Origin of the sequence: Streptomyces sp. NPDC090445 (genome assembly GCF_044769385.1) — a bacterium.
GTDB lineage: Bacteria > Actinomycetota > Actinomycetes > Streptomycetales > Streptomycetaceae > Streptomyces.
In genome coordinates, this window is record NZ_JBIVXV010000037.1 from 23,435 (window position 1) to 49,080 (window position 25,646).

The 25,646-nt window shown below is 75.4% G+C and carries 2 protein-coding genes; both read right to left on the reverse strand.

Annotated features, from left to right (window positions below; all coding sequences use genetic code 11):
* Positions 1–153 precede the first annotated feature (153 nt).
* Positions 154–5,142 carry a type I polyketide synthase gene (locus ACIQUT_RS36365; RefSeq protein WP_403569499.1) on the reverse strand — a complete coding sequence of 1,663 codons (4,989 nt, stop codon included), beginning with the start codon at positions 5,140–5,142 and terminating at the stop codon, positions 154–156.
* Between the two features lie 177 nt (positions 5,143–5,319).
* Positions 5,320–25,629, reverse strand: a complete 20,310-nt coding sequence (locus ACIQUT_RS36370; protein WP_403569501.1) for a type I polyketide synthase — start codon at positions 25,627–25,629, stop codon at positions 5,320–5,322.
* Positions 25,630–25,646 lie beyond the last annotated feature (17 nt).

The following is a 25,646-nucleotide window of genomic DNA, read 5'->3' on the forward strand; positions in this document are numbered from 1 at the left end:
CGGCAGGCTATTTGCCGCTCAATCTCCCCGACAACCCCTAACTGCCCCCTACACACCCCAGGGAGCCGGAGTGTGCAGGGGGCAGCGGCCCCCGGACGAATTACCGTCGATTACGCAGGGGGCTGGCCATCTTCACCAATAATCGGCAGGCCGTCAATAACGGCCGAGGCCCTTGTTGATAAAGGCGAACAGCTCCTCGTCGGTCGCGTCCTGGAGGTGCTCGACCCCGTCGGGGCCGGCGTCCGGGTCGTCTTCCGTGCCGCCGTGGCCGAGGCCGGGCGCGGAGCCGTCCGCGGCGGCCGTACCGGCCTGCCGTGCGGCCGCGGCCGGGTCCTCGTCGGCGTTCCACTTGGCCATCAGTGCCTGGAGCCGCATGGTGACCCGGGCCCGTACGACGTTGTCGGCGGTGCCCTGTTCGAGGACGGACTCCAGCCGGTCGAGCTCCTCCAGCAGCGGGGCCCCTCCGGCCACCGCGTCGGGCACGATCCCGGCGCGCAGGAAGGCGGCGACGGCGGCCGGGGTGGGGTGGTCGAAGACCAGGCTGGCCGGCAGCTTCAGCCCGCTGACCGCGCCGAGGCGGTTGCGGAGTTCGACTGAGGTGAGGGAGTCGAAGCCGAGCTCCTTGAAGGCGCGGCCGGCTTCGACGGCGGTCAGGTCGGCGTGGCCGAGGACGGCGGCGACGGCCGTGCGCACCAGGTCCAGCAGGAGGCGTTCCTGTTCGACCTCGGGCAGTCCGGCGAGCTGTCGGCCGATCGGCACTCCCCCGGTCAGGTCTTCGGCGGACTCCCGCTCCGCGCTCTCGATGACCCGCCGGGCCTCGGGGAGGTCCAGGAGCAGCGGCCGGGCCCGGTCGGCGGTGAAGGCGAGGGTGAACCGCTTCCAGTCCATGTCGACCACGGTCAGGGTGGTCTCGTCGCGGTCCAGGGCGTGCCGCAGCGAGGCCAGGGTCCGCTCGGGCCGCATGGCGAGGATGCCGTGGCGGCGCATCCGGTCGCCGGCCGCGCTGTCGTCCGGGTCCGCGCTGCCCCAGGGGCCCCAGGCGAGGGAGGTGGCGGGCAGGCCGGCGGCCCGCCGGTACTCGGCGAAGGCGTCGAGGAAGGCGTTGCCGGGTGCCTGGTTGCCCTGTCCGGGGGCGCCGAAGGTGGCGGCGAAGGAGGAGAAGAGGACGAACGCGGACAGGTCGAGGTCGCGGGTCAGCTCGTGCAGGTGCCGGGTCGCGTCGACCTTGACCCGCAGGACGGCGGCCACCTGCTCGGGGGTGAGCGTCTCGATGACCCCGTCGTCGACGGCCGCGGCGGCATGGAACACCGCGGTGAGCGGCCGGTCCGCGGGGACGGCGGCGAGCAGCGCGGCGACGGCGTCCCGGTCGGCCATGTCGCAGGCGGTGATCGTCACCTCGGTGCCGAGCGCGGTGAGTTCCTCGCGCAGGGCGTCCGCGCCGGGGGCGTCGGGGCCGCGGCGGCCGGCGAGGACGAGGTGCTCGGCGCCGTTCGCGGCGAGCCAGCGGGCCACGTGCGCGCCGAGCACGCCCGTGCCGCCGGTGACCAGCGTCGTGCCGCCGGGGCGCCAGTCCCGTACCGGCGCAGTCCCGTCCAGGCGGGCGCGGACGAGGCGCCGTACGAGGATCCCGGAGGGCCGTACGGCGACCTGGTCCTCGGTGCCGTCGCCGGCCAGGACCCCGACGAGCCGTTCCAGGGCCCGGTCGTCGGCCTGCGCGGGCAGGTCGACCAGGCCGCCCCAGCGGCCGCCCTGCTCCATGGAGGCGACGCGTCCCAGACCCCAGACGAGGGCCTGTTCCGGGGCCTCGACCCGGTCGGAGCGCCCGGCGGCGACCGCGCCGCGGGTGACGCACCACAGGGGCGCGGCGACGTCGGCGTCGCCGAGGGCCTGGGACAGCGCGAGCCCCGCGGCGAAGTGGTTGCCGTCGCCGAGGGCGAGGAGGGAGAGGACCCCGGCCGGGGCGGTCGGCGCGTCGGCGGCCTCGATGGCGGCGGTCAGCGTCTCCCGGTCGGCCGCGTCGGCCGCCACGGTGACGGTACGGACCTCGGCACCGCGGTCGGCGAGGGTGCGCAGGACGGCGGCGGCCGTGTCCCCGGCCGGACCGGACAGCGCCTCGGGCACGACGATCAGCCAGGCGCCCGACAGCCGGGTGGCGGTGGTGTCGGCGAGGGCCTTCCAGGTGACGCGGTAGCGCCAGCCGTCGACCGTGGACTCCTCACGGCTCTGCCTCCGCCACGAGGAGAGGCCGGGCAGAACCGTACCGAGCGACCGGATCGCGTCGGGGGTGTCGAAGGCGAGGGCTTCGGCCAGGGCCGTGACGTCCTCGCGTTCGACGGCGTTCCAGAACCGGGCGTCGGCCGCGCTCTCCGCCTGGAGCCCCTCCGGCTCGGCGGGGGCTGCCTCCGGCCAGTACCGCCGGGACTGGAAGGCGTAGGTCGGCAGGTCCACGCGCCGGGCGCCGGTGCCGGCGAACACGGCCTCCCAGTCCACGCCGGCGCCCCGGGCCCAGGCCTCGCCCAGCGAGAGCCAGAACCGTTCCAGGCCGCCTTCGTTGCGGCGCAGGGAGCCGAGGACGGCGGCCTCACGACCCGCGTCCTCCACCGTCTCCTGGATACCGACGGTCAGCACCGGGTGCGGGCTGGACTCGACGAACATCCCGAAGCCCTGGTCGAGGAGAGAACGGGTGGCGTTCTCCAGCTCCACCGTCTGCCGCAGGTTGCGGAACCAGTACCCGGCGTCCAGCTCCGGACCCTTGACCCACTCACCGGTGACGGTGGACAGGAACGGAACCTCGGCGGCCCGGGGCTCGATCGGCGCCAGCAGCTCCGCGAGCTCCTCACGCAGCAGCTCCACCTGCGCGGAGTGCGAGGCGTAGTCCACCGCGATCCGCTTGGCCCGCACGCCATCGGCCTCACACGCGGCCAGGAACTCGTCCAGAGCCTGGACCTCACCCGACACCACCACCGAGGACGGCCCATTGGCAGCGGCAACCGAGATCCGCTCCTCACCCCACGCCGCAATCCGCTCCCGCACCTCGGCAGCCGGCAGCGGCACGGACACCATGCCGCCCAGACCGGCCAGCACCCGCCCGATCGCCTGACTCCGCAGAGCCACCACCCGCGCCGCGTCGTCCAGGGAGAGGATCCCGGCGACGCACGCGGCGGCGATCTCGCCCTGCGAGTGGCCGATCACCGCGCCGGGCCGCACGCCCGCGGCCCGCCAGACCTCCGCCAACGACACCATCACCGAGAACAGGGCCGGCTGCACCACGTCCACGCGGTCCAGCGAGGGCGCGCCCTCGACACCGCGCAGGACATCCGTCAACGACCAGTCGGTGAAGGGCTCCAGCGCCTTCGCACACTCATCCACCCGGGTCGCGAACACAGGTGAAGCGTCCATCAGCGCCTCGGCCATGCCCACCCATTGCGACCCCTGTCCGGGGAACACGAACGCGGTCTTCCCGCCGACCACGGACCCGGTCACCACACCCGCGGCCAGCCCGCCCGACGCCACCGCGGCAACGCCGGCGGCGTGGTCGCCCAGCACCACGGCGCGGTGCTCCAGCGCCGCCCGCGCGGACGCCAGCGACCAGCCCACGTCCACCGGGTCCACCCCAGGCGCACCGGCTGCCCAGTCCGTCAGCCGCTGCGCCTGCGCCCGCAGCGCGGCCGCGCTCCTGCCCGACAGCACCCACGGCACCACCGGCATCCCCGGCATGCCCGAGCGGGCCTCCGTCTCCGGGGCCTCCGCTTCCGCTTCCGGCGCCTGCTCCACGATCACGTGTGCGTTCGTGCCGCTGAACCCGAACGCCGACACGCCCGCGCGTCGCGGATGCGTCGTCCCGGGCCACGGCGTCCGCTCCGTGAGCAGGGCGACGGCGCCGGACTCCCAGTCCACGTGCGGGGACGGCTCGTTGATGTGGAGGCTCTGCGGCAGCACGCCGTGCTGCATGGCCAGGACCATCTTCATCACACCGGCGACACCGGCGGCGGCCTGGGTGTGCCCGATGTTCGACTTGACCGACCCCAGCATCAGCGGCAGGTCCGCCGGGCGGTCCTGCCCGTACGTCGCGAGCAGCGCCTGTGCCTCGATCGGGTCGCCGAGCGACGTTCCCGTGCCGTGGGCCTCGACCGCGTCGACCTGGTCGGCGGAGAGCCGGGCGTTGGCGAGGGCCTGCCGGATGACGCGCTGCTGCGACGGCCCGTTGGGGGCGGTCAGGCCGTTGCTCGCGCCGTCCTGGTTGACCGCGGAGCCGCGGACCACGGCCAGTACGGGGCGGCCGTTCCTCCGTGCGTCGGAGAGCCGCTCCAGCAGCAGCACGCCCACGCCCTCGGCGGGGCCGAAGCCGTCGGCTCCGGCGGCGAACGCCTTGCACCGGCCGTCCGCGGACAGTCCGCGCTGCTTGCTGAACTCGACGAAGAGGCCGGGGGTGGACATCACGTGCACGCCGCCGGCGACGGCCAGGGTGCACTCCCCCGCCCGCAGCGCCTGCACGGCCAGGTGGAGGGCGACGAGCGAGGCCGAGCAGGCGGTGTCGACGGTGACGGCCGGGCCTTCGAGGCCGAAGGTGTAGGAGAGGCGGCCGGACAGGACGCTGGAGGCGTTGCCGGTGCCGAGGTGGCCCGCGTAGTCGTCGGCCGCCTCCAGCAGCGGGGTCAGGTAGTCCGAGCCGTTCATGCCGACGAAGACGCCGCACTGGCTGCCGCGGAGGCCGCCCGGGTCGATGCCGGCCCGTTCGAACGCCTCCCAGGAGGTCTCCAGCAGCAGGCGCTGCTGCGGGTCCATGGCCATGGCCTCGCGCGGGGAGATCCCGAAGAAGTCGGCGTCGAACGCGGAGGCGCCGCCGAGGAAGCCGCCCTCGCGGGTGGTGGAGGTGCCCTGCTCGTCGGGGTCGTCGGAGAACAGGTGGTCCAGGTCCCAGCCCCGGTCGGTGGGGAACGCGGTGAGGGCGTCGCCGCCGGAGGCGAGCAGGTCCCACAGTTCCTCGGGGGTGCGGACACCGCCCGGGTAGCGGCAGCCCATGGCCGTGATGGCGATGGGCTCGTGGGCCTGGCTTTCGATGTCCCGCAGGCGTCCGTACGCCTCGTCGAGATCCGTTGTGACCTTCTTGAGGTATTCGCGGAGCTTTGCTTCGTTCGCCACTGGCGCTTCACCTATTCGCGTGGTCGAGACCGCGGTGGGACTCAGGGGAATTCAAGGAAGTTCAAGGGAGTTCTGGGAACCTCGGCGGGCCCGAGGATATTTGAGGAAATTCGGGAAGGCGGTGGCCGTACCGCCGGAACAGGGGTTCCGGCGGTACGGCCTGGGGGTGGGTGGGGTTCAGCCCTGGCCGAACTTCTTGTCGATGAGCGCGAACAGCTCGTCGTCGCTCGCGTCCTCGATCTCGTCCGCGGCGGTGGTCGCGCCGTCGTTCCGGCGGGCGTCGTTCCACTGGGCGAGGAGGGTCTGGAGGCGCACCGCGATGCGTGCGTGGACCGCGTCGTCGCCGGCCGCTGCGGCCAGTTCCGCCGGGTCCAGCGAGGAGAAGGTGCTTTCCAGGCGGTCGAGTTCCTCCAGTACGGAGAGCTTCCGCTCCGCCGTGCCGTCCGGGGCGACCTCGTCCAGCAGGTGCCGGGCGAGGGCGGCCGGGGTCGGGTAGTCGTAGATCAGGGTGGCGGGCAGCCGGAGGCCGGCGGCCGCGCCGAGCCGGTTGCGGAGTTCGACGGCGGTCAGCGAGTCGAAGCCGAGCTCCTTGAACGCCTGCTCCTCTCCGATGGCTTCCGCCGACCTGTACCCGAGTACGGCGGCCACCTGGCCGCGGACCAGGTCCACCACGGTCCGCTCCCGCTCGGCCGCCGGCAGGCCGGCCAGCCGTTCGGTGAGCGTCTGGCCCCCGGTTCCGGTTCCGGTGGCGGCGGCCGCGGCCGTGTCCGCCGCGCCGTTCGCGCCGGGTGCCGGCGATGCCGCGTGCCGCTGCCGGACCGGAGTCCGGACCAGACCGCGGAACACGGGCAGGAGCCCGCCGTCCGCCGCCCGGGCCCGCAGGGTCGGCAGGTCGAGGCCGATCGGCAGCAGGACCGGCTCGTCGTCCGCGGCGGCAAGGGAGGCGTCGAAGAGGGCCAGGCCCTCCGCCGCCGACAGCGGGGCGACCCCGCCGCGTGCGGCGCGTTCCCGCTCCGCCCCGGTGAGCCTGCCCGCCATGCCGCGCTCCTCGGCCCACATGCCCCACACCAGGGACACGGCGGCCAGGCCGTGGGCCCGCCGGTGCCGGGCGAGGGCGTCGAGGAACACGTTCGCCGCGGCGTAGTTGGCCTGGCCGGCGGCACCGAGGGTGCCGGCGGCGGCGGAGAACAGGACGAACGCCGACAGGTCGAGGTGACGGGTGAGTTCGTGCAGGTGCAGCGCCCCGTCCACCTTGGGCCGCAGGACCCGGTCGACGCGCTCGGGGGTGAGCAGGTCCACGATGCCGTCGTCCAGCACGGCCGCGGTGTGCACGACCGCCGTCAGCGGGCGGTCGGCCGGTACGGACTCCAGGAGCGCGGCCAGCGCGTCCCGGTCGGCGACGTCGCACGCCGCCCAGGTGACCTCGGCACCCAACGCGGTGAGCCGGGCGGTCAGTTCGGGTGCGGTCTCGGTGTCGGCGCCCCGGCGGCCGGTGAGCAGCAGGTGCCGTACGCCGTGTTCGGCGACCAGGTGGCGGGCGAGGAGGCCGGCGAGGCCGCCGCCGGCTCCGGTGACCAGGACCGTGCCGCGTGTGTCGATGCGGCCGGCTGCCGCCGGTTCGCCGGTGGCTGCCGTGCGGGCGTCCGCCCGGGCCAGGCGGGGGGCGTACAGGGCCCCGCCGCGTACGGCCAGTTCGGGTTCGGCGGACGCGAGGGCGGCGGGCAGGGCCCGGCCGGAGGCCTCGGCGTCGTCGAGGTCGACGAGGACGAACCGGTCCGGGTGCTCGGTCTGCGCGGCCCGCAGCAGGCCCCACACCGGGGTGTGGGCGAGGTCGCCCGCCTCGGTGTCCCGGTGGGCGGCCACCGCGCCGCGGGTGACGACGGCCAGGCGGGCGCCGGCGAAGCGGCCGTTGTCCAGCCAGCCCTGCACGGTCGCGAGCACGCGGTGCGTCGCCTCCCGCACGTCCTGCGCGAGGCGGTCGGCGTCCGGTGCCGGGGTGCCGTCGGGGCCGGCGGTGTCGGCCGCGGGCGTCATGAACGGGACGACCACGGTGTCGGGCAGCGGCTGCTTCCCGGCCGCGACGGCCGCGTCCAGTGCGCCGAGACCGTCGTACGCGGCGGCGGGAACTCCCGCCCCGCCCAGCGCGGCGGCCAGGCGGGCGTGCGTGTCGGTGGTGGTGCCCGAGGCGTCTGCGATGACCGCGAGGGTCGCGGCAGCCGGGCGGGCCGGCGCCGCCGTACGCACCCAGTCGAGGCGGAACAGACCGTCCTGCGGCGCCCCGTCCGGGGCCGCCGCGAACCGCTCGGCGTCGAGCTCCCGGGTCACCAGCTCCCGGACGGACGCGACGGGCGCGCCCTGCTCGTCGGCCAGTTCGACGGACACGGTGCCGGCGCCGTCGCGGGCGGTGATCCGCAGGCGCAGGGTGTCCGCGCCGACCGCGTGCAGCGACACGCCGCGCCAGGTGAGGGGTTCGCGGGCGGCCGTGTCACCGGTGTCGGCAGCGGTCGCCGCGAGCGCCTGGACGGCGGTGTCGAGCAGGGCCGGGTGCAGGGCGAATCCGCCCGCGGAGGCGCGCAGCCCGTCGGACAGGCGGGCCTGCGCGAAGACCTCGCCGCCCCGTACCCAGACTCCGGTCAGGGTACGGAGGGCGGGCCCGTGGTAGAGGCCCGCGGCCGCGAGCCGGTCGCGGACCGCGTCGACGGACACCTCGTCGGCGTCGGCGGGCGGCCAGGGTGCGGTGCCGTCGGCCTCGGCGGCCTCACCGGTGCCCTCGGCCCCGTCCGCGTCCGCGGCGAGGAACCCGGTGGCGTGCCGGGACCAGGCGCCGCCGGACGGCCCGTCACCGTCGCCCGCCTCCGTGCGGCTGTGGATCTCCACCGGGCGGCGGCCGGTGTCGTCGGCTCCGCCCACGGTGAGCCGGAGCTGTACGGCTCCGTCCTCGGGGAGGACGAGCGGCTCCTCGCCGGTCAGCTCCTCCAGGTGCCGGCAGCCGGCCTCGTCCCCGGCCCGCAGCGCGAGCTCGACGAGGGCCGCGCCGGGCACGACCGCGGAGTCGGCCACGACGTGGTCGGCCAGCCACGGGTGCGTCCGGCGGGAGAGCCGGCCGGTGTACAGGAACCCGCCCGTCCCGGGCAGTTCGACCGCGGCGCCGAGCAGCGGGTGCCCGGCCGGCTCGATGCCGAGCGAGGCGGCGTCCTCGGCCGCGGCGAAGGAGTCGACCCAGTAGCGCTCGCGCTGGAAGGCGTACGTGGGCAGGTCGACCTGCCGGGCGCCGGTGCCGGCGAAGTACGCCGTCCAGTCGACGCCCACCCCGTGGACGTGGGCCCGGCCGAGGGCGGCGGCGAGGGTCTCGGCCTCGGGCCGGCCCTTGCGGAGCACGGCCGCGAAGACGGCGCTGTCGGCGCCGCCGGTGCTGCCGTCGCCGGTCAGGCAGTCCTGGGCGAGCGCGGACAGCACGCCGTCGGGGCCGAGTTCGACGTACGCGGTGACGCCGGCGGCTTCCAGGGTGCGGATGCCGTCGAGGAAGCGGACCGCCTCGCGGACGTGCCGCACCCAGAAGTCGGCCGATCCCATCTCGTCGGTGACGAGGGCGCCGGTCAGGCAGGACACGACCGGGATGCGCGGGGCGGTGTACGTGAGCTGCTCGGCGACCTTGCGGAAGTCGGCCAGCATGCCGTCCATGTGCGGCGAGTGGAAGGCGTGGCTGACGGTCAGCCGCTTGGTCTTCCGGCCGTCCGCCTCGAAACGCCCGGCGATCGCCGCCGCGGCATCCTCGTCACCGGCGATGACGACCGACCGGGGGCCGTTGACAGCCGCGATGCCCACCCGGCCGGTGTCGCCCAGCAGCGGGAGGGCCTCGTCCTCCGAGGCCTGCACCGCGATCATCGCCCCGCCGGCGGGCAGGGCCTGCATCAGGCGGCCGCGCGCCGCCACCAGGGCGCACGCGTCGTCCAGGGAGAGGACGCCCGCCACGTGCGCGGCGGCGATCTCACCGATGGAGTGACCGGACAGGAAGTCCGGGCGCACGCCTCGGCTCTCGACGAGCCGGTACAGCGCCACCTCGACCGCGAACAGCCCCGGCTGGGTGTATTCGGTCCGGTCCAGCAGATCGGCGTCCGCGCCGAACAGCACCTCCTTCAGCGGCAGTTCCAGGTGGGCGTCCATGCGGGCGCAGATCGCGTCCAGCGCGTCCGCGAACACCGGGTGGGTGTCGTACAGCCCGCGCCCCATGCCGAGGCGCTGGCTGCCCTGCCCGGTGAACAGGAAGGCCACCTGCCGTTCCGCCCGCGCAACGCCCCGGGTGAGCCCGGCGGCGGAGTCGCCCGCAGCGAGCGCGGTCAGCGCCTCGCGGTACTCCTCCCCCGTGTCGGCGACGATGACGGCGCGGTGGTCGAGGACCGCCCGGCCGGCCGCGAGCGAGTGGCCGATGTCCACCGGCCGCGGCTCGCCGTGCCCGTCGAGGTGTGCGAGGAGCCGGGCGGCCTGCCGGCGCAGGGCCGGCTCCGTGCGGCCCGACAGGATCCACGGCCAGGTGCCGGGGCTCTCGGGTCCGGCCGGCTCGGCGGGCTCGGGGGCCGGGGCCGTCGGTGCCTGTTCGAGGATGGTGTGGGCGTTCGTGCCGCTGACACCGAACGAGGACACGCCGGCGCGGCGCGGGCGCCCGGTCTCGGGCCAGGCCCGCCGCTCGGTGAGGAGCTCGATGTCGCCCGCGGTCCAGTCGACGTGCGGGGTGGGCTCGTCCACGTGCAGGGTCTGCGGAAGCAGCCCGTGGCGCATGGACATGACCATCTTGATGACGCCCGCGACACCGGCCGCGGCCTGGGTGTGCCCGATGTTGGACTTGATCGAGCCGAGGAGCAGCGGCTCGCCGTCCGCGCGGTCCTGGCCGTACGTGGCCAGCAGCGCCTGGGCCTCGATCGGGTCGCCCAGCTTGGTGCCGGTGCCGTGCGCCTCGACCGCGTCGACCTCGGCGGCCGACAGACCGGCGCTCGCCAGGGCGGCACGGATGACGCGCTGCTGCGAGGGCCCGTTGGGCGCCGTCAGACCGTTGCTCGCACCGTCCTGGTTGACGGCCGAGCCGCGCACGACCGCCAGCACCGGGTGCCCGTTGCGCCGGGCGTCCGACAGCCGCTCCACGAGCAGCATGCCGACGCCCTCGCCCCAGCCCGTGCCGTCCGCGCCGGCCGCGAACGCCTTGATCCGGCCGTCCGCGGCGAGCCCGCCCTGCCGGCTGAACTCGACGAAGGCGCCCGGCGTCGACATGACGGTGACACCGCCGGCGAGCGCGATCGAGCACTCGCCGCTGCGGAGCGCCTGCACGGCGAGGTGCAGTGCCACGAGGGACGCCGAGCAGGCGGTGTCGACGGTGACGGCCGGGCCTTCGAGCCCGAAGACGTAGGAGAGCCGGCCGGAGACGACACTGGCGGAGTTTCCGGTGCTCATGAAGCCGTCGCCGCCGTCGGCGGAGTTCAGCACGAGCGACAGGTAGTCCTGGCCGTTGGTGCCGACGAACACGCCGGTCCGGCTGCCCCGCACCGACGAGGGGTCGATGCCGGCCCGCTCGAACGCCTCCCACGAGGTCTCCAGCAGCAGCCGCTGCTGCGGGTCCATGGCCAGGGCCTCACGGGGCGAGATCCCGAAGAACGCCGGGTCGAACTCGGCGACGTCGTACAGGAATCCGCCTTCGCGGGCGTACGAGGCGTCCTGCCCGAACCGCGGCCCGAACAGCTCCTCGGCGTCCCAGCCGCGGTCGGCCGGGAACTCACCGATGGCGTCGCCGCCGGTGGCCAGCAGCTGCCAGAGCTCCTCGGGGGTACGCACCCCGCCGGGGAAGCGGCAGCTCATCGCGACGATCGCGATCGGATCGTCGTCGGCGGCGGCCCGGGTCGCCGGGGCCGAGGCGGCCGACTCGGCGCCGGTGCCGAGGAGTTCGGCACGGAGGTGGTCCGCCAGGTCGACGGAGGTCGGGTAGTCGTAGATCAGGGTGGCCGGGAGGCGCAGCCCGGTGGCCGCGCCGAGCCGGTTGCGCAGCTCGACGGCCGTCAGCGACTCGAAGCCGAGCTCCTTGAACGCCCGTCCCGCGGCGATGCTCTCCGCGCCGGCGTGGCCGAGGACCGCGGCGACCTCCTTGCGCACGAGGTCGAGCAGCAGCCGGTCCCGCTCGGCCGCGGTGAGACCCGCCAGCCGCTGCGCGAGGGGGTGGCGGCCGCCCGCGGGCGTGTCACCCGGGCCATCGCCACCGGGCTGGCCGGCGAAGGCGAAGGCGCCGCGGGCCTCGGGCAGTTCGGCGAGGAGGCGGCTGGGGCGCACCGCCGTGAAGCCGGGGGCGAAACGCTCCCAGTCCACGTCCGCGACGGCGACGACGGTGTCGTGCGCGTCGAGCGCGCGCCGGAGGGCGTCGACGGCCGACCCCGCGGCCATCGGCGGTACGCCGCCCTTGCGCATGCGGGCTTCTAGCGCCTGGTCGGCGGCCATGCCGCCCTCGGCCCACGGACCCCAGGCGAGGGAGGTCGCGGCCAGGCCCGCGGCGCGCCGCTGCTCGGCCAGGGCGTCCAGGTAGGCGTTCGCGGCGGCGTAGTTGGCCTGCCCGGCGGTTCCCCACATCCCGGTGACGGAGGAGAAGAGCACGAAGGCCGAGAGCTCGATGCCGAGTTCGACGGTCAGCTCGTGGAGGTGGAGCGCGGACGTCGCCTTCGCCCGCAGGACGCTCTCGAAACGCTCGGGCGTCAGGGCGTCCAGGACGCCGTCGTCGAGGATTCCGGCGGTGTGGACGACCGCGGTGAGCGTCTCGGCCTCGGCCGCGAGCAGGGTCCGCAGGGCGTCCCGGTCGGCGGCGTCGCAGGCCACGACCGACACCTCGACGCCGAGTTCCGCCAGCTCGGCGGCCAGTTCGGCGGCACCCGGAGCGTCGGTGCCCCGGCGGCTGGCCAGCACCAGCCGCTCGGCGCCCGCACCGGCCAGCCAGCGGGCCACGTGGCCACCGAGGGCACCCGTGCCGCCGGTCACCAGCACCGTCCCGGACGGCGTCCAGGACGCGGAGGTGCCTGCCGCGGCGCGGACGAGCCGACGTCCGAAGACCCCGGAGGAGCGGACGGCGACCTGGTCCTCACCGGCAACACCGCCGGCCAGGAGGCCGACGAGTCGGGCCATGGCCCGCTCGTCCCACACCTCGGGCAGGTCCACCAGACCGCCCCAGCGCTCGGGCAGCTCCAGGGCGGCCACCCGGCCCAGACCCCACGTCTGGGCCTGCACCGCCGAGACGAGCCGGTCCGAACGGCCCACGCTCACCGCGCCCCGGGTCAGGCACCACAGCGGAGCCTCCACCCCGGCGTCCCCCAGCGCCTGCACGAGCACGGCCGTGGGCACCACGCCCGCAGCCTCGTCCAGCGCGAGCAGCGACACCACACCGGCCACCGAACCGGCCCCGGCCTCGGCCAGCAGACCGGCCAGGGCACCGCGATCGACACCCGACTCGACGGCCATTTGCCGGACCTCGGCACCGCGGCCGGCCAGCGCGTCCACCACGGCGGAGACACCGTCGCCACCGGCGGCGGGGGTCACCACCAGCCAGGCACCGGACAGCCGCACGCCACCGGCCGCGGCATCCGCCAGCGGCCTCCACGACACGCGGTAGCGCAGGCCGTCGGCGTCCGATCCGCTGCCCGCGGCCACGCGCCGCTGCACCAGTGCGGCCTCCGGCCAGTACCGGCGGCGCTGGAAGGCGTACGTCGGCAGGTCGACCCGTACGGCACCGGCCCCGTAGACGGCCTGCCAGTCGACGGGGATGCCGCGGACATGGCTCCGGGCCAGGGCGGTCATCACCGCTTCGGCCTCCGGACGGCCCTTGCGTACGGCGGGCACGAAGGCGGCTCCGGTCTCGCGGACGCATTCCTGGCCGAGGGCGGACAGCACGCCGTCCGGCCCGAGCTCGACGTACGTCGTGACGCCCGCGTCCTCCAGGGCGCAGATGCCGTCGAGGAAGCGGACCGCCTCGCGGACGTGCCGCACCCAGAACTCCGGCGCGCCCATCTCGTCCGAGACGAGGGCGCCGGTCAGGTTGGACACGACCGGGATGCGCGGGGCGTCGAAGGACAGGCCGTCGACCACGCGGCGGAAGTCGTCCAGCATGCCGTCCATGTGCGGCGAGTGGAACGCGTGGCTGACCGTCAGCCGCTTGGTCTTCCGGCCCTGGGTCTGGAAGGCCTCCGCGACGGCGACGGCCGCGTCCTCGTCACCCGCGACCACGACCGACTGCGGGCCGTTGATCGCGGCGATGCCCACGCGGTCGGAATCGCCGAGCAGCGGCAGGACCTCGTCCTCCGAGGCCTGCAGGGCGATCATGGCCCCGCCGGCCGGGAGCGCCTGCATCAGCCGGCCGCGGGCCGCGACCAGTGCGCACGCGTCGGGCAGCGAGAGGACCCCGGCGACGTGCGCGGCCGCGATCTCGCCGATGGAGTGGCCGGACAGGAAGTCCGGCTTCAGGCCCCAGTTCGCCACGAGGCGGAACAGCGCCACCTCGACGGCGAACAGGGCCGGCTGCGTGTACTCCGTGCGGTCCAGCACATCGGTTCGGTCCGGCCCAGCCGCGTCCGTTCCGAACAGGACGTCCTTGAGGGGCACGTCGAGGTCGAACCAGGCGCATACCTCGTCCAGCGCGTCCGCGAACACGGGGAACGCGTCGTAGAGTTCACGGCCCATGCCGAGGCGCTGGCTGCCCTGCCCCGTGAAGAGGAAGGCGACCTTGCCTCCGGCCGGCGATCCCGTGACCAGCCCGGCCGCCGAGTCGCCCGCCGCCAGCGCGGTGAGGCCGGCGAGCAGGCCAGCCCGGTCGGCGGCCACCACCGCCGCGCGGGTTTCGAAGGCCGAGCGTCCGGTCGCCAGGGTCGCGCCGACGTCGGCCGGACGGAGTGCGGGGTCGGCGAGCAGCCGCGCGTGCAGGCCGTCGGCCTGGGCGCGGAGTGCCGCCTCGCTCTTCGCCGAGACGAGCAGCGGCAGCGGCAGCGGCAGGGGGGTCCCCTCCGCCTCGGGTGCCGTCTGCGCCGACGGGGCCTGCTCGATGATCGTGTGGGCGTTGGTGCCGCTGAAGCCGAACGAGGAGATGCCGGCCCGGCGCGGACGGCCCGTCTCGGGCCATGCGCGGCGCTCGGTGAGCAGCTCGATCTCGCCCGCCTCCCAGTCCACCCGGTGCGAGGGCGCGTCGATGTGGAGGCTCTGGGGCAGCACTCCGTGCTGGATGGCCAGCACCATCTTGATGACGCCCGCGACGCCGGCGGCGGCCTGCGTGTGGCCGATGTTGGACTTGATGGAGCCGAGGAGCAGCGGCTCGCCGTCCGTGCGGTTCCGGCCGTACGTGGCGAGCAGCGCCTGGGCCTCGATCGGGTCGCCGAGGGTGGTGCCCGTGCCGTGGGCCTCGACGGCGTCCACGTCCGCGGCCGACAGGCCGGCGCTCGCGAGCGCCTGCCGGATGACGCGCTGCTGCGAGGGCCCGTTGGGCGCCGTCAGACCGTTGCTCGCGCCGTCCTGGTTGACGGCCGAGCCGCGGACGACCGCCAGCACCGGGTGGCCGTTGCGCCGGGCGTCCGACAGCCGCTCCACGAGCAGCATGCCGACGCCCTCGCCCCAGCCCGTGCCGTCCGCGCCGGCCGCGAAGGCCTTGATCCGGCCGTCGGCGGCGAGCCCGCGCTGCCGGCTGAACTCGATGAACGTGCCGGGCGTCGACATCACCGTCACACCGCCGGCGAGGGCGAGGCCGCATTCGCCGTTGCGGAGCGCCTGGATCGCCCAGTGCAGGGCGACCAGGGACGAGGAGCAGGCGGTGTCGACGGTGACCGCCGGGCCTTCGAGGCCGAACACGTACGACAGGCGGCCGGAGACGACGCTCGCGGCATTGCCCGTGCCCAGGTGGCCTTCGAGACCGGACGGGTCCTCCAGGAGCACGGACAGGTAGTCCTGGCCGTTGGTGCCGACGAACACGCCGGCCTGGCTGCCGCGCAGGGCCTCGGGGTCGATGCCGGCCCGTTCGAACGCCTCCCAGGAGGTCTCCAGCAGCAGGCGCTGCTGCGGGTCCATGGCGAGGGCCTCGCGCGGCGAGATGCCGAAGAAGTCGGCGTCGAAGTCGGCGGCGTCGTAGAGGAAGCCGCCCTGCCGGGTGTACGAGGTGCCCTGGGCGCCCGGATCGGCGTCGTACAGGGCGTCGAGGTCCCAGCCGCGGTCGAGGGGGAGGTCGGAGATGGCGTCGGTGCCGGACGCCAGCAGCTGCCAGAGGTCCTCGGGGGTGCGGACCCCGCCGGGGAAGCGGCAGCTCATCGCGACGATCGCGATCGGGTCGTCGTCGTCGGCGGCCGCGGCCGCCGGGCCGGTGGCCGCGGCGTGCGTGCCGAGGAGTTCGGCGAGGAGGTGGGCGGCGAGCGCGGCCGGTGTCGGGTAGTCGTAGACGAGCGTGGCCGGCAGGCGCAGTCCGGTGGTCGCGCCGAGCCGGTTGCGGAGTTCGACGGCGGTGAGCGAGTCGAAGCCGATCTCGCGGAAGGCCCGTCCGGCCTCGATGTCCTCGGCACCGGAGTGGCCGAGCACTTCGGCGACGCGGGTGCGGACGAGGTCGAGCAGGAACGGCTCCCGGTCGCTCTCGGTCAGGCTCCCGAGGTGCGCGGCGAGCGGCACACCCGAGCGGTCGGTGCGGTCGCCTGCGGGCTGCGTACCTGCGGTGGCGGCCTCGGCCTCGGGCAGGTCGCCGAGCAGCCGGCCTGCGCGTACCGCCGTGAAGCCGGGCGCGAACGTCGCCCAGTCGAAGTCGGCGATCGTCAGGGCCGCATCGTCGGAGCCGACGGCCTGCCGGAGCGCGGTGATGGCGAGGTCCGCGTTCATGGGCGGTACGCCGCCCCGGCGCATCCGGGCTTCGAGGGCCTCGTCGGCGGCCATGCCGCCCTCGGCCCACGGACCCCAGGCGAGGGAGGTCGCGGCCAGCCCGGCTGCGCGCCGCTGCTCGGCCAGGGCGTCGAGGCAGGCGTTGGCGGCGGCGTAGTTGGCCTGCCCGGCCGCACCGATGGTGCCGCTCATGGAGGAGAACAGCACGAACGCGGAGAGCTCGATACCCAGCTCGACGGTCATCTCGTGCAGGTTGAGCGCCGAGTCGGCCTTGGCCCGCAGGACGCTCTCGAAACGCTCGGGCGTCAGGGCGTCCAGGACGCCGTCGTCGAGGATTCCGGCGGTGTGGACGACCGCGGTCAGGGTCTCGGCCTCGGCGGCCAGCAGCTCCCGCAGGGCGTCCCGGTCGGCGGCATCACACGCGACGACCGACACCTCGGCACCGAGTTCCGCCAGCTCGGCGGCCAGTTCGGCGGCACCCGGAGCGTCGGTGCCGCGGCGGCTGGTCAGCACCAGCCGCTCGGCGCCCGCACCGGCCAGCCAGCGGGCCACGTGGCCACCGAGGGCGCCCGTGCCGCCGGTCACCAGGACCGTCCCGGACGGCGTCCAGGACGCAGAACCCTCCGCACGAGCCGCGTGCACGAGCCGGCGTCCGAAGACGCCCGACGACCGCACCGCGATCTGGTCCTCACCGGCCGCACCGCCGGCCAGGAGGCCGACGAGTCGGGCCATGGCCCGCTCGTCCCACACCTCGGGCAGGTCCACCAGACCGCCCCAGCGCTCGGGCAGCTCCAGGGCGGCCACCCGGCCCAGACCCCACGTCTGGGCCTGCACCGCCGAGACGAGCCGGTCCGAACGGCCCACGCTCACCGCGCCCCGGGTCAGGCACCACAGCGGAGCCTCCACCCCGGCGTCCCCCAGCGCCTGCACGAGCACGGCCGTGGGCACCACGCCCGCAGCCTCGTCCAGCGCGAGCAGCGACACCACACCGGCCACCGAACCGGCCCCGGAGAGCAGACCGGCCACAGTGCCACGGTCGGCACCGGGCTCGACCACCACCTGCCGGACCTCGGCACCGCGGCCGGCCAGCGCGTCCACCACGGCGGAGACACCGTCGGCACCGGCGGCGGGGGTCACCACCAGCCAGGCACCGGACAGCCGCACGCCACCGGCCGCGGCATCCGCCAGCGGCTTCCACGACACGCGGTAGCGCCAGCCGTCCACCTCGGACTGCTCCTGGCCCTGTCGCCGCCATGCGGACAGGGCGGGGACGAGCTCGCTGAACGGCGCGTCGGCGTCCACCTCCAGCTCGGCGGCCAGGGATGCGAGGTCCCCGTGCTCCACCGCGTCCCAGAAGCGGGCGTCCACCGCGCCGGGTGCCACGGCGGGAGCGGCGCTGCCGCCCGACAGGGACTTCTCCGGCCAGTAGCGCTGCCGCTGGAAGGCGTACGTCGGCAGTTCGACGCGCTCCGCGCCCGTACCGGCGAAGAACGCGGACCAGTCGACCTCGACGCCCCGCACGTAGGCCCGGGCGACGGCGGCGACCGCCGTCTCCGCCTCCGGCCGCCCCGCGCGCAGTACCGGCACGAAGGCGACGTCGGCCGTGCCCGTCAGGCACTCCTGGGCGAGGGAGGACAGCACGCCGTCCGGGCCCAGCTCGATGAAGGTGGTCGCACCGGCGGCTTCCAGGGCGCGTACGCCGTCGAGAAAGCGGACGGCCTCGCGGACGTGCCGCACCCAGAACTCGGCGGAGTCCATCTCGTCGGTGACGAGGGCACCGGTCAGGTTCGACACGACCGGGATCCGCGGCGCGGCGAAGGACAGGCCCTCCACCACCTCACGGAAGTCGTCCAGCATGCCGTCCATGTGCGGCGAGTGGAACGCATGGCTGACCGTCAGCCGCTTGGTCTTGCGATCGGCGAACGACTCCGCAATGGCGACCGCAGCGTCCTCGTCGCCGGCGATCACCACCGACTGCGGGCCGTTGACCGCGGCGATGCCCACCCGGTCCGTCAGCAGCGGCAGGACCTCGTCCTCCGAGGCCTGCAGGGCGATCATGGCGCCGCCGGCCGGGAGCGCCTGCATCAGCCGGCCGCGGGCCGCGACGAGCGTGCACGCGTCGTCCAGGGACAGGACGCCCGCGACGTGCGCGGCGGCGATCTCGCCGATGGAGTGGCCGGCCACGAAGTCCGGCCGCACACCCCACGACTCGACGAGGCGGAACAGCGCCACCTCGACGGCGAACAGCGCCGGCTGGGTCCACTCCGTGCGGTCCAGCAGGGCCGTGTCCGTCCCGAACAGGACGTCCTTCAGCGGAAGGGCGAGCTTCTCGCAGACGGCGTCGAAGGCCTCGGCGTACACGGGGTGGGCGTCGTACAGCTCGCGGCCCGTGCCGAGGCGCTGGCTGCCCTGTCCTGTGAACAGGAAGGCAAGTCCGCCGCCCGACACCGAGCCCTGCACCAGACCCGGAGCCTGCTCGCCGGCCGCGAGGGCGTCCAGGCGGGCGAGGAGTGCCTCGCCGTCCGACGGCTCGCCGAACAGCACCGCGCGGTGCTCCAGGGCGGCCCGGTGCACGGCGAGGGAGTGGCCGAGGTCGAGCGCGCCCCGGGCGCCGGACGCGGCCAGGGCGTCGGCCGCGGCGGGGCGCAGGCGCGCCGCCTGGGCACGCAGGGCTGCCGCCGTGCGGCCGGAGACCGTCCACGGCAGGACCGCCGGGGCCGGGAGCCCGGCCGCGGTCGGTGCGGCAGGCTCCGTGGACGTCGTCGTGGACGCCGCTTCGGGGGTGTGCTGCGGTGCCTGTTCGAGGACGGCGTGGGCGTTGGTGCCGCTGTAGCCGAACGAGGAGATGCCGGCGCGGCGCGGGCGCCCGGTCTCGGGCCAGGCCCGCTGCTCGGTGAGGAGCTCGATGTCGCCGGCGGACCAGTCGACGTAGGGCGTCGGCTCGTCGATGTGGAGGGTCTGCGGGAGCAGCCCGTGCCGCATGGCCATGACCATCTTGATGACGCCGGCGGCGCCGGCGACGGCCTGGGTGTGTCCGATGTTCGACTTCACCGAGCCCAGGAACAGCGGCCGGTCTTCCGGCCGGTCCTGTCCGTACGTGGCGAGCAGCGCCTGGGCCTCGATCGGGTCGCCGAGCCGGGTGCCCGTGCCGTGCGCCTCGACGGCGTCGACCTCGGCGGCGGTGAGGCCGGCGTCGGTGAGGGCCTCGCGGATGACGCGCTGCTGGGAGGGGCCGTTGGGGGCGGTCAGGCCGTTGGAGGCGCCGTCCTGGTTGACGGCGGTGCCGCGGACCACGGCGAGGACGGGGTGGCCGTTGCGGCGGGCGTCGGAGAGCCGCTCCAGGAGCAGCAGGCCGACACCTTCGGACCAGATCGTGCCGTCGGCGGCCGCGGCGAACGCCTTGATGCGGCCGTTCCCGGCCAGGCCGCGCTGGCGGCTGAACTCGGTGAACGCGCCGGGCGTGGACATGACGGTCACCGCGCCGGCGAGGGCCATCGCGCACTCGCCGCGGCGCAGGGCCTGGGCGGCGAGGTGCAGGGTGACGAGCGACGAGGAGCAGGCCGTGTCGATGGTGACGGCCGGGCCCTCCAGCCCGAAGGTGTAGGAGATGCGGCCGGAGACGACGCTGGCCGCGTTGCCGGTGCCGAGGTGGCCTTCGAGGTCGGCGGCGTTGGCGTCGTCGAGCCAGAGCTGGAGGTAGTCCTGGGCGTTGGAGCCGACGAACACGCCGGTGCGGCTGCCGCGCAGGGCGGTCGGGTCGATGCCCGCGCGTTCGAAGGTCTCCCAGGTGGTCTCCAGCAGCAGGCGCTGCTGCGGGTCCATGGCGAGGGCCTCGCGCGGGGAGATCCCGAAGAAGGCGGCGTCGAAGTCGGCGGCCTCGTGGAGGAAGCCGCCTTCGCGGACGTAGCTGGTGCCTTCGCGGTCGGGGTCGTCGCTGTAGAGGGTGTCGAGGTCCCAGCCGCGGTCGGCGGGGAAGGCGGTGATGCCGTCGCGGCCTTCGGCGAGCATCCGCCACAGGTCCTCGGGGGAGGTGATGCCGCCGGGGAAGCGGCAGTTCATGGCGACGATGGCGATCGGGTCGTCGTCGCCGGCGCCGGCGCGTGCCGAGGCGGCGGCCCGCCGTCGGGCCGGGAGGCGGCCGGCACCGGCCGCGCCGGCCGCGGTGGCGGCGGTGGCGGCGTCGTCGGCGAGGTCGCCGACGAGCTCCTCGCGGAGGTACCGGGCCAGGGCGGTGGCCGTCGGGTAGTCGAAGACGAGGGTGGCGGGCAGGCGGCGGCCGGTGGCCTCGCCGAGCAGGTTGCGCAGTTCGACGGCGGTGAGCGAGTCGAAGCCGAGCTCCTTGAAGGAGCGGCCCGGTTCGACGGCGGCGGCGTTCGGGTAGCCCAGGGCCGCGGCGACCTGCTTGCGGACGAGGTCGAGGAGCGTGCGCTCCTGCTCGGCGGCCGGGAGGCCGGCGAGGCGCTGCCGCAGACCGGAAGCGCCCGCCGCCCCGGCGGCCGCGGCGCCCGCGGACCGGCGCGCGGGGACCCGGACGAGCCCGCGCAGCAGCGGGGACAGGGCCCCGGCCTGGGCCTGGGTGCGCAGCCCGGCGGGGTCGATGCGCATCAGGACGGGTACGGGCTCGTCGAGGCGGTGCGCGAGGTCGAACAGGTCGAGGCCCTCGGCCGAGGTGAGCGGGGGCAGTCCGCCGCGGGTCATGCGGCTGACGTCGGCTTCGGTGAGGCTGCCGGCCATGCCCGAGCCGTCGGCCCACAGGGCCCAGGCCAGGGAGGTGGCGGGGAGACCGAGGGACCGGCGGTGCCGGGCGAGGGCGTCGAGGAAGACGTTGGCGGCGGCGTAGTTGCCCTGGCCGGCGCCGCCGAAGACGCCGCCGATGGAGGAGAACAGGAGGAACGCGGAGAGGTCGAGGTCCCGGGTCAGCTCGTGCAGGTGGACGGCCGCGTCGGCCTTGGGGCGCAGGACGGCCGACAGGCGGTCGGGGGTGAGGGAGGTGATCACGCCGTCGTCGAGGACGCCGGCGGTGTGGACGACCGCACCGAGCGGGTGCTCGGCGGGTATCGCCGCCAGTACGGCGGCCAGTGCGTCGCGGTCGGCGACGTCGCAGGCGGCCCAGGTCACCGAGGCGGCGCCCGCGGCGGTGAGCTCGTCGGCGAGGCGCTGGGCCTCGGGGGTGGAGCCGCCGCGGCGGCCTACGAGCAGCAGGTGCCGTACGCCGTGCTCGGCGACGAGGCGGTGGGCGATCAGCCCGCCGAGGAGACCGCCGGCGCCGGTGATCAGTACGGTCGACTCCGGCGCGTACCGGACTCCGGCCGCGGCCGGCTGCTGCTCCTCCTGCTCGGTTCCCTCGGGCTGCCGGGCCACACGGGCGAGGCGCGGCACGAGGACGGTGCCGGCGCGCAGGGCGAGGTCCGGCTCGCCTGCGGCCGGGGCGGCGGCGAGGGCGGCGGGCAGGGCGCGTACGGAGTCCTCGGTGCCGTCGGTGTCGAGCAGCAGCAGCCGGTCGGGGTTCTCGGCCTGGGCGGAGCGCAGCAGGCCGCGGACGGCCGCGTGGACGGGGTCGGTGAGCGTGCCGGTGCCGGTGGTGCCGTCGCCGGCCGCGACCGCGCCCGAGGTGAGGACGACCAGGCGGGTGCCGGCGAACCGGTCGCCGGTGAACGGCTCCTCCCCCAGCCAGGTCCGGGTGAGGGCGAGGGCGTGGTGCGTGGCCCGGTGCACGGCCTCCGCGGACAGCTCCGGCGCGGCGGAGCCGGCCGGTGCGCAGGCGGCGAACACCGTCTCCGGGACGGGTGCTCCGGCGTCGACCGCGGCGGCCAGCTCGGCCGGGTCCGCGTAGACGGCGATGTGGTCGGTGTCCGGGCCGAGCAGGGCGGTGGGGACGTCGGCGCCGAGGACCGCCCAGCGGCCGCGCAGGTCCTCGTCGGCATCCGGGTCGGCCGCAGCGGCGGGCAGTGCCGTCCACTCCGTGCGGAACACCGACTCGTGGTGGGCGGTGCGGGCGGCCTGGACCTGCTCGGCCGACACGGCCCGCAGGACGAGCCGGTCGACGGTCGCGACGGGTGCGCCCGTCACGTCCGCGATCTCCAGGCGTACGCCGTCGCCCGCGCCGGTCGGGGCGAGGTGGACGCGCAGGGCGTCGGCGCCGCTCGCGTGGAGGGTCACACCGCTCCAGGCGAACGGGAGCCGGCCCTCGCCCTCGGTGCCGCCCGGCACGCCGAGGCCCAGGGTGTGCAGGGCCGCGTCCAGCAGCGCCGGGTGGAGGCCGAAGTCCCGGGCCGCGGCGGCGGTTTCCTCGGGGAGGGCGACCTCGGCGTAGACGCTGTCGCCCTGCCGCCAGGCGGCGGTGAGGCCGCGGAAGACCGGGCCGTAGCCCATGCCGACCCCGGCCAGGTCGGTGTAGAGGCCGTCCGTGGCGAGGGGTTCGGCGTCGGCCGGGGGCCACTGCCCGGCCGCGAACACCGACCGGGCCGGGACGGCGGCGCGGGCGAGGACACCGTCGGCGTGCCGGGTCCAGGGCTCGTCGGCGGCGCTGTCCTGCGGGCGGGAGGAGAGGCTGAAGGAGCGTCGGCCGGAGCCGTCGGCGTCGGGTGCGCTCACGTTGATCTGGAGCTGCACGCCGCCGCGTTCGGGCAGGATGAACGGCGCTTCGAGGGTCAGCTCCTCAAGGGTGTCGCAGCCGACCTGGTCACCGGCCCAGACCGCCAGCTCGACGAAGGCCGTTCCCGGGAGCAGGATGCTGCCCATCACCTGGTGGTCGGCCAGCCAGGGGTGGGTGGCGGCGGACAGCATGCCGGTGAAGGCGAAGCCGTCGGAGTCGGCGAGGGCGACCACGGCGCCGAGCAGCGGGTGCGCGGCTGCCTGCAGACCGGCCGCCGTGAGGTCGCCGATGCGGCTGCCCGGCTCGATCCAGTAGCGCTGCCGCTGGAAGGCGTAGGTGGGCAGGTCGTCGACCCGGCGGGCGCCGGTCCCGGCGAGGAAGGCCTGCCAGTCGACGCGGATGCCGTGGGCGTGGGCCCGGGCGAGGGCGGTGACGAGGGTCTCGGCCTCGTCGCGGCCCTTGCGGAGCACGGGTGTGAAGACGGCGTCCTCGGTCACGCACTCCTGCGCGAGGGCGGACAGCACTCCGTCCGGCCCGAGCTCGACGTACGCCGTCACACCGGCCGCTTCGAGGGCGCGTACGCCGTCGAGGAAGCGGACCGCCTCACGGACGTGCCGCACCCAGAACTCCGGCGCGCCCATCTCGTCGGCGACGACGGCACCGGTCAGGTTCGACACGACCGGGATACGGGGCGCGGCGAAGGTCAGCCCCGCCACCACCTGCCGGAAGTCGTCGAGCATGCCGTCCATGTGCGGCGAGTGGAACGCGTGGCTGACCGTCAGCCGCTTGGTCTTCCGGCCCTGCGTCTCGAAGCCGGCCGCGATGGCGACGGCGGCGTCCTCGTCACCGGCCACGACCACCGACTGCGGGCCGTTGACCGCGGCGATGCCCACCCGGTCGCCGTCGCCGATCAGCGGCAGGACCTCGTCCTCCGACGCCTGCACGGCGATCATCACACCGCCGGCCGGGAGCGCCTGCATCAGTCGGCCACGGGCGGCGACCAGTGTGCACGCGTCCTCCAGGGACAGCACGCCCGCCACGTGGGCGGCGGCGATCTCGCCGATGGAGTGGCCGGCCACGAAGTCCGGCTTCAGGCCCCACGACTCGGCGAGCCGGAACAGCGCGACCTCGATCGCGAACAGGGCGGGCTGGGTGTACTCGGTCCGGTCCAGGAGCTCCGCGTCCGACCCGAACAGGGCTTCCTTCAGCGGGAGTTCCAGCCGCTCGCAGACCACGTCCAGCGCGGCCGCGAACGCCGGGAAGGCGTCGTACAGCCCACGGCCCATGCCGAGGCGCTGGCTGCCCTGCCCGGTGAAGAGGAAGGCGGTCTTCCCGCCGGTCGGCGAGCCCGTGACCACGCCCGCCGCGGAACCGCCCTCCGCCAGCGCGGCCAGACCGGCCAGCAGGCCCTCGCGGTCCGCGGCGACGACCGCGGCCCGGTCCTCGAACTGCGCCCGGCCCGCCGCCAGCGACCACGCGATGTCGAGCGGCGCGGTCCCCTCGTGCTCCCGGGTGTACGCGAGGAGCCGTGCCGCCTGCTCGCGGAGGGCGTCCCGGCCCTTCGCCGAGAGCAGCCACGGCACGGCCTGCGGCGCCGGCTGCGGTGCGGTGCCGTCGGGCTGCTGCCCGGGGGCGCGGTCGGCCTCCGGTGCCTGCTCGATGATGGTGTGGACGTTGGTGCCGCTGACGCCGAAGGCGGAGACGCCGGCCCGGTGGGGGCGCCCGGTCTCCGGCCACGGCTGCTGCTCGGTGAGGAGGGAGACCGCGCCGGCCTCCCAGTCGACGTGCGAGGTCGGCGCGTCGACGTGCAGGGTCTTCGGCAGGACCCCGTGCCGCATGGCCATGACCATCTTGATGATGCCGGCGATGCCCGCCGTGTTCTGGGTGTGTCCGATGTTGGACTTCAGGGAGCCCAGCCACAGCGGCCGGTCCGCCGGGCGGTCCTGGCCGTAGGCGGCGAGCAGGGCCTGGGCCTCGATCGGGTCGCCGAGGGTGGTGCCGGTGCCGTGGGCCTCGACGGCGTCGATGTCGGCGGGGGTGAGGCGGGCGCTTTCGAGGGCCTGGCGGATGACGCGCTGCTGGGCGGGTCCGTTGGGGGCGGTGAGGCCGTTGCTGGCGCCGTCCTGGTTGACGGCGGAGCCGCGGACGAGGGCGAGGACGCGGTGGCCGTTGCGGCGGGCGTCGGAGAGGCGTTCCACGAGGAGGACGCCGACGCCCTCGGACCAGCCGGTGCCGTCGGCGGCCTCGGCGAAGGACCTGCAGCGGCCGTCGGGCGACAGGCCGCGCTGGCGGCTGAACTCGACGAAGACGTCCGGGCCGGCGAGGACGGTGACGCCGGCGGCCAGGGCCAGGGAGCACTCGCCCTGGCGGAGTGCCTGGACGGCCATGTGCAGGGCGACGGAGGAGGACGAGCAGGCCGTGTCGACGGTGGCGGCGGGGCCCTCCAGGCCGAAGACGTACGCGAGGCGGCCGGAGACGACGCTGGAGGCGGTGCCGGTGAGGAGGTGTCCCTCCACCCCGTCGGGCAGGTCGCCCGAGCCGGCGCCGTACGCGTTGGCGGACGCGCCGACGAAGACGCCGGCCCGGCTGCCGCGCAGGGTCGCCGGGTCGATGCCGGCCCGTTCGAAGACCTCCCAGGTGGTCTCCAGGAGGAGCCGCTGCTGGGGGTCCATGGCGAGGGCCTCGCGCGGGGAGATCCCGAAGAAGGCCGGGTCGAACTCGGGGGCCTCGTGGAGGAATCCGCCGTGGCGGGCGTAGGTGGTGCCGGGGTGGTCGGGGTCGGGGTCGTACAGCGACTCGACGTCCCAGCCGCGGTCGGCGGGGAAGCCCGAGATGGCGTCGCCGCCGCTCTCGACGAGCTTCCACAGGTCCTCGGGCGAGGCGACTCCGCCGGGGAAGCGGCAGCTCATGCCGACGATCGCGATGGGTTCGCGGGAGGCGTCGGCGAGCTCCTGGTTCCGGCGGCGCAGCCGCTCGGTTTCCTTGAGGGAGGCCCGCAGCGCTTCAACGACTTTTTCGTTCGGGGTGGTCATCACTTACTCCGCACTTC

Bases quoted from the DNA above. Each gene is read 5' to 3' on its own strand.
- ACIQUT_RS36370 (WP_403569501.1), bottom strand. From the start codon at position 25,629: ATGACCACCCCGAACGAAAAAGTCGTTGAAGCGCTGCGGGCCTCCCTC.